We start from the raw sequence: 6,396 nt of genomic DNA on the forward strand, positions 1-6,396 counted from the left end.
ATGCTAAACAGGATGTCATCACGAAGTCGTTTCAATAAATCATTGATTGTCGAAACTCGCTCCACAATCCTAGCGATTAACGAATAAATCATTGCTTGAAAGTTGACTTCAACTGGCGCTCCATATAGTGATTTTTTATTAACCAAACGTAACACTGGAGCGATGTTCATCGCAGAGAAAATGGCTTGAAATCGATCTCTTTGTTCCACCTCATAAAATACTTGAAGGGTAAACAGACTCTCATGTCGAATATATGGTATAGAGAGTTTTTATTCTTAACAACTTTACTTAGTTTCGCTGGTCATAAATATTGGAGCTTTAAAGTTAGTAGCACACATCAAAGGAGTGGAGCAGATGTTGAAAATAAATGATTTGGTAAAAAAGAAATCAACAAATGAATTTGCTATTATTACAAATGTAACAATGGAAAAATATGAAGTTCTAAAACTAAGTATAAAAGAACTTTCCGATCCAAAATTTCAATTGATTATTGATATTGAGGGTGACGATACCTCCAATGTTCTACTTGATGTAAGAGAAAAGGAGTATGTTGAAAAGAAAGAAGTTGTTTATTTAAGAGATTTGCCTAGAGAACTAGCAGAGAAGATCATGAGACTTGAGATACTTTCTAAAGTAGAGATGTTCTATAAAACATTTCATAAGAAGAAAGAGTCCTTTAATCCAGAGTCATCCTCCATTGCCTATGGCGGACGTGTTTACGATGAAAGAGAAATGAAAAACCTTGTCGATTCATCTTTGGATTTCTGGCTAACCGCAGGAAGGTTTAGTAAGCAATTCGAAAAAGAGTTTGCAGAGTATGTAGGTGTTAGATATGCTTTGCTAACAAACTCAGGATCATCAGCAAATTTATTAGCGTTTTCAGCACTAACCTCACCTAAGCTAGGAGATCGTCAAATACTACCTGGGGACGAGGTGATTACCGTAGCGGCTGGTTTCCCTACAACAGTCACTCCAATTGTACAGAACGGGGCAGTTCCTGTCTTTGTCGACGTTGAGCTAGGAACATATAACATCATGGTAGACCGAATTGAGGGTGCCGTTACTTCAAAAACCAAAGCCATTATGATAGCCCATACAATGGGTAATCCATTTGAGCTAGACAAAGTAGTTGATCTTGCTAAGAAATATAATCTTTGGCTAATCGAAGATAACTGTGATGCACTTGGATCAAAATTTGACGGGAAATTGACTGGTACATTTGGCGATATTGCCACATCTAGCTTCTATCCCCCACATCATATGACAATGGGGGAGGGGGGAGCCGTTTATACAAATAATCCTCAGCTTAAAATGATTATTGAATCTTTCAGAGATTGGGGAAGAGATTGCTGGTGTCCTTCCGGATGTGATGATACATGTAAAAAACGATTTGGCTGGGAGCTTGGAACGCTACCATACGGTTATGATCATAAATATACGTACTCACACATTGGTTATAACCTTAGAGTAACAGACATGCAAGCTGCTGTTGGAATTGAACAACTTAAGAAAGTGCCTTCTTTTGTTGAGGCAAGAGTACGAAATTTCAATCGACTTTCAGAAGGATTGAAAGATCTTAATGATTATTTCATCTTGCCTAGAGCAACTAAAAATTCTACGCCAAGCTGGTTTGGATTTATTATAACTCTTCGTGAAAATGTCGGATTTACAAAAAATGAAATTGTTCATTATCTAGAATCTAATAGAATTCAAACACGTATGTTGTTTGCTGGAAATTTAACAAGGCAACCTGCTTTTCAAGGAGTTACGTACAGGATTCATGGAGATTTAACAAATACCGACAAAATTTTAAATGACACATTCCTTGTAGGTGTTTATCCTGGCCTGACAGATGAAATGGTAGAATATATGGTACTCAAAATTAAAGAATTTGTTAAATCTAAACATAATTAAGACTTGCTGGACGATTCCAAAATGGCAAAGATTAGCTGGCTGGTCCGCTAAGCCGTATACCGTGCAGTTTGCAGAATGTTCGGTTCTCGCGAGTACGATAAATTTGACCCGCGAGGACAACTTTCGGATAGAAACGATTTGTACGTTTCAAGGGATTCAATGAGCCTCGTGATAGGACCGTTTACAGACATTATTGATACATGGCTGGAGGAAGATCGGTTACTCCTTCGCAAATAGCGGCATACTGGAGTGCGAATCTTTCAACGGTTTCGTGATGAACATCAATTTACAGGCGGGTAACGAACCGTGCTCACTTATGTATGCAAAAGAAAGACCGGGCTGGAGCTAGGGCGTGCGAAAACTAATGAGCTTCTAGAACATCCGCCAGGTGAAGCGCAAGTGGATTTTGCCACCATGGAGGTAGTCAAGGGCGTCGGCTGTTGACCTAAAAGTTGCTGGTCGTATCACTTCCTTACAGCAATGCAGCATTCGTGTCCCCCCACACCAGCAGAGAATCAGGAGTGCTTCTTCTTGGAAGCCCTAAAAAATGTTTGAACAAATGGGAGGCGTTCCGCGGCGGATTTGGTACGACAACTAGTCTGCTGCCGTAGTCCGTATTGAAAAGCAAGTTGAGAGGCAATTGACGGATGGTTTTCAGCATTTTGAAAGTCTGCCAACCGCGAGACTTTCACGGGCTGGCCCCTAAAGGGGCTACGTTACCTACCCTTTTTGGCCGACTCCCCCGTAAACGGGTCGATGAGTTCTTTCATCGTGAGTTGCTCGTAGTTCTTGTCTTCACTAAGTTGATTGCGAATGTACGCCTCAATCACTTTTTTTGTTTCGACCTACCGTATCCACGTAATACCCACGGCACCAAAATTGGCGACTACCGTATCGGTATTTCATATTCGCAAATTGATCGAAGATCATCAGCGAGCTTTTTCCTTTCAGGTAGCCCATAAATTCTGAGACACTTAACTTCAGGGGGATGCTCACTAGTATATGAATGTGGTCCAGACATGCTTCCGCTTCCAGAATTTCTACCCCTTTTCTCTCACACAGCTGACGAATGATCCTTCCAATTTCCCGTTTCAACTTTCCGTAAATCACTTGTCTGCGATATTTCGGTGCAAATACAATATGGTATTTGCAGTTCCATTTCGTATGTGCTAGACTGCTGTTGTCCATCCTTTGCTCTCCTTTGATTTCTTTTGTGCGGTTGGCAGACCGGCACTCATCTTATCATGGAGGTCAAAGGATTGACTACTCATAGCTATAAGCTTTCCTGAACCCCCAGTCGTACTGGGGGTTTTCGTATGCAAAAATGCCCTTTATTTCTGACGAAATAAAGGAAAAAATCACAGAACTTTGTCCCGGATTCTCCCCCCGCCTTACTCCAGTTTATCGTACAGGCGCTAGAGCCGCTATGCTGACGCTCTCAAGTAGCCATCGCGTCTACCTTGCCTGTGGTCAACGGATCTGCGCAAGTCCATCGACGGTCATGCCGCCCTCGTTCAGGAGGGCTTCGTCCTCGACCCGTTCGCTCCCTCTTTGTTCGTATTCTGCAATCAACTAAAGATCTGTACGGGGAGCACAACGGCTTTGGGCTGTTCTATCGCCGCCTTGAGCGTGGAACATTTCAATGGCCGACTGGCACGGAGCGCACCACAGCCGTCTCTTCGCGTGAGCTACGCTGGCTGCTCGACGATCTTTCTCTCAGCCAGCGGCAGGCGCACGCCAAGATTACGGCCATTCGGTCATTTAACGGGCAATGTTCGCCGTTTCGCCAGGAAAAGCAGGTCCGCTTCTTGAATTCATCTCGTATGGAAAATCGAGCGAATGTTCAATCCCAAACCGAAAACTATGGAGCGAAGATCGCGGAACAAGATGCACAAATCGCCGAGCTTACGACCAAGCTGAAGTGGTACGAAGAACAGTTCCGTCTGGCGCAGCACAAGTGTTCCGGTGCCTCGAGAGAGAAGACGCATCCCGATCAACTCACACTGAATCTCTTTAACGAAGCCGAGACGCTGGCGACGACGGCAGGTGAAGAGCCTTCCCTTGATAAGGTCACCTACTCCCGCAAGAAACCCGGAAAACGCGAGGCCAAGCTCGAACACTTCCCGGTGGAGCCCATTCACTACGAGCTGCCTGAAGATGAGTGGACATGCGTGTGTTGCGGCGGTTCGGCTACACGAGATGAGCATCGAGACGTGTAACGAGCTCAAAATCGTTCCCGTGGAAGTCAAGATCGTGCGTCACATGCGGTAGGTCTACGGGTGTCGTCATTGCAGGCGCGAAGAAATTCGTACGCCCATCGTGACCCTTCCATGCCGAAGCCGTCTCCCCGGGGAGCTTAGCTTCCCCGTCCATTCTGGCGCATGTCATGAGCCAGAAGTATGTGGACAGCCAGCCGTTGTACAGGCAGGAGCAGCAGTTCGCGCGGCTCGGTCTCATCCTTTCGCGGCAGACGCTCGCAAACCGGATGATTTACGTCCCGGAGCAGCGGCTCGTTCGCCTTACTGACCGGATGCGTATGCATCTGCTGGAGAAGGGCATTGCCCATGCGGACGAGTCGACGCCCAGTCCAATGCCTACATGTGGCTGTACCGTACGGGGCTTATGGACGTTGCCATCGTTCTGTGAGTACTGCCCGTCGCGAGGCGCTGAGAATCTGGACCTCTGTCAAGATAGTAGACACACAGTTTAACGATTTACCGTATTAAAGTAGAATTGCCGTTCAAAATCAGTCGGCGTACAGTAAGCGATCGTCGAGTGAATACGCTCATTGTTGTAAAAAACTTTGATGTAAAGATGCTTTTCTCCGCCTCAGCACGGGTCTCATATTTGTTCAAGTAGATAAGTTCCTTTTTGATGATGCTGTGAAATGATTCAATGCAAGCGTTCTCGTAGCAGTTTCCTTTTCGGCTCATGCTCCCCATCATGGAATAGACCTGAAGCTGCTTCTGGTAGTCTTGAGAGGCGCACTAGCTGCCGCGGTCGGAATGATGCAACACTTCTCCATCGGGCTGCTGACGGCCGTAGGCTTGCCTCAGCGCCTGCAGCACCAGATCTTTTGTCATGCGGTCGCTCATATGCCATCCGACGATCTTGCGGGAGTATAGATCCATTTCGCTTGCCAGGTACAGCCAGCCCTCACCGGTCGCGACATACGTAATATCCGTCACCCATTTTTCATTCGGTTTACTTGCCGTAAAGTCTTGGTTCAACACGTTGTCTTGTACCGGCAGGTTGTACTTGGAATTCGTTGTGGCTTTATATTTCTTGACGGTTCTAGACCGCCTATTCTTGCTTCTTCATGATCCTTGTCACGGTCCGTTCCGAAATACTGACTCTTGCTGATGCAGCTTCTGTGTGACCTTTGGACCTCCATAAAGCTGATGGGAATCGGCGAACACTTCCCTGACCTGCTCCATCCATTCTTTGTGCTGACGCTCTCGCTCGCTTTCGGGGCGATCACGCCATTTGTAATATCCGCTGCAAGATACATTCATTACTCTGCACAACTTCTCCAGCCGGTACTCGGAGCGGTATTCGTGGATGAAAGCATATTTTCCGACGGTCTTTCGCGAAGAAGCGCATGGCCTTTTTTAAGATTTCGTTCTCCTCTTGTAGTTCTCGTATTTGCTTTTGCATTCCCCGCAATTGGTGATCTTCCGACTTGTACGCTTGCTGCTGAGCGATTTCCGGCTCACCACCGAACTTCTTCATCCAGCCATACAACGTGTTGTCCTTGATTCGTGTTCGCCGACGCTGCCGTTTGTTTGCCGCGTTTTTAAACAACAATAACTACAATATACGATAGCCCTCATCATGATCGCATGGTGGGGGCTGTTTGACGCTTACGTTGCAACCAACACTTTTGCCCAGAATCAGATGCCACCCACTCTCGGTCTTCATCCATTTATTTACCGAAACGAAAATGCAAAAACACAGAAAAATCCCGTTGTTGCGGGATTTTTCTGTGTTTTCAAGAAGGATGCGGTCGGAGGGATTTGAACCCTCACGCCCAGTGGGCGCCACCCCCTCAAGATGGTGTGTCTGCCGTTCCACCACGACCGCGTATGAAATTAAAACTGGGGATCTAGGATTCGAACCTAGGCATGACGGAGTCAAAGTCCGTTGCCTTACCGCTTGGCTAATCCCCAACATGGAATGGAAAAGGGCGATCGATGGGACTTGAACCCACGAATGCTGGAGCCACAATGCAGTGCGTTAACCCCTTCGCCACGACCGCCATATAAGAGGTTGTTTGATCCCTGAAAACTAGATACGAAACTTGCGTAAAGTGTGAGTTTGTTGTGCCCTTCAGGTGTTGACCTTCCGGGGCTATTTAGGTTAAGCCCTCGACCGATTAGTATTCGTCAGCTCCACACGTTGCCGCGCTTCCACCTCGAACCTATCTACCTCGTCGTCTACAAGGGGTCTTACATACTGGGAAATCTCATCTTGAGGGGGGCT

Annotated in this window: 3 protein-coding genes, 3 tRNA genes, 1 rRNA gene and 3 pseudogenes; 4 read left to right on the forward strand and 6 right to left on the reverse strand. The window is 46.3% G+C overall.

Annotation, left to right across the window (positions count from 1 at the left end):
- The first annotated feature begins 354 nt into the window (after positions 1-354).
- Entirely contained in the window at positions 355-1,914 is a 1,560-nt protein-coding gene (rfbH, locus tag AC3G2T_RS35560; RefSeq protein WP_488438424.1) for a lipopolysaccharide biosynthesis protein RfbH, read from the forward strand.
- A gap of 716 nt (positions 1,915-2,630) precedes the next feature.
- Here the strand turns inward: rfbH and tnpA are convergent.
- A pseudogene (tnpA, locus tag AC3G2T_RS35565) lies at positions 2,631-3,102 on the reverse strand (IS200/IS605 family transposase).
- Between the two features lie 291 nt (positions 3,103-3,393).
- On the opposite strand from tnpA, the pseudogene tnpB reads away from it, so the two are divergent.
- A pseudogene (gene tnpB, locus AC3G2T_RS35570) lies at positions 3,394-3,632 on the forward strand (IS66 family insertion sequence element accessory protein TnpB); the annotation flags it as partial.
- Between the two features lie 105 nt (positions 3,633-3,737).
- Positions 3,738-4,588: pseudogene (locus AC3G2T_RS35575) on the forward strand (transposase); the annotation flags it as partial.
- A 313-nt stretch (positions 4,589-4,901) separates the two neighbouring features.
- Here AC3G2T_RS35575 and AC3G2T_RS35580 read toward each other — a convergent pair.
- The gene (locus tag AC3G2T_RS35580; RefSeq protein WP_474680686.1) at positions 4,902-5,147 is read right to left on the reverse strand and encodes a DDE-type integrase/transposase/recombinase; all 246 of its coding nucleotides are present in this window, start codon (positions 5,145-5,147) and stop codon (positions 4,902-4,904) included.
- Positions 5,148-5,748: 601 nt separating this feature from the next.
- Here AC3G2T_RS35580 and AC3G2T_RS35585 point away from each other — a divergent pair.
- A complete protein-coding gene (locus AC3G2T_RS35585; RefSeq protein ID WP_474680687.1) occupies positions 5,749-5,934 on the forward strand; it encodes a hypothetical protein in 186 nt (61 codons plus the stop codon).
- On the opposite strand, the gene AC3G2T_RS35590 is transcribed toward AC3G2T_RS35585, so the two are convergent.
- From AC3G2T_RS35590 to AC3G2T_RS35605, 4 genes are all read right to left on the reverse strand, one after another.
- A tRNA-Leu gene (locus AC3G2T_RS35590) sits at positions 5,916-5,997 on the reverse strand. The genes AC3G2T_RS35585 and AC3G2T_RS35590 overlap by 19 nt on opposite strands.
- Positions 5,998-6,011: 14 nt before the next feature.
- Positions 6,012-6,083 (reverse strand) — tRNA-Gln (locus AC3G2T_RS35595).
- Positions 6,084-6,099: 16 nt separating this feature from the next.
- A tRNA-His gene (locus tag AC3G2T_RS35600) sits at positions 6,100-6,172 on the reverse strand.
- 97 nt (positions 6,173-6,269) lie between these two features.
- Positions 6,270-6,396 (reverse strand): 23S ribosomal RNA (locus AC3G2T_RS35605); the annotation flags it as partial.

The sequence above is a fragment of the Paenibacillus sp. sgz302191 genome (assembly GCF_057749925.1).

Bases quoted from the DNA above. Each gene is read 5' to 3' on its own strand.
- rfbH (WP_488438424.1), top strand. From the start codon at position 355: ATGTTGAAAATAAATGATTTGGTAAAAAAGAAATCAACAAATGAATTT.
- AC3G2T_RS35585 (WP_474680687.1), top strand. From the start codon at position 5,749: ATGATCGCATGGTGGGGGCTGTTTGACGCTTACGTTGCAACCAACACT.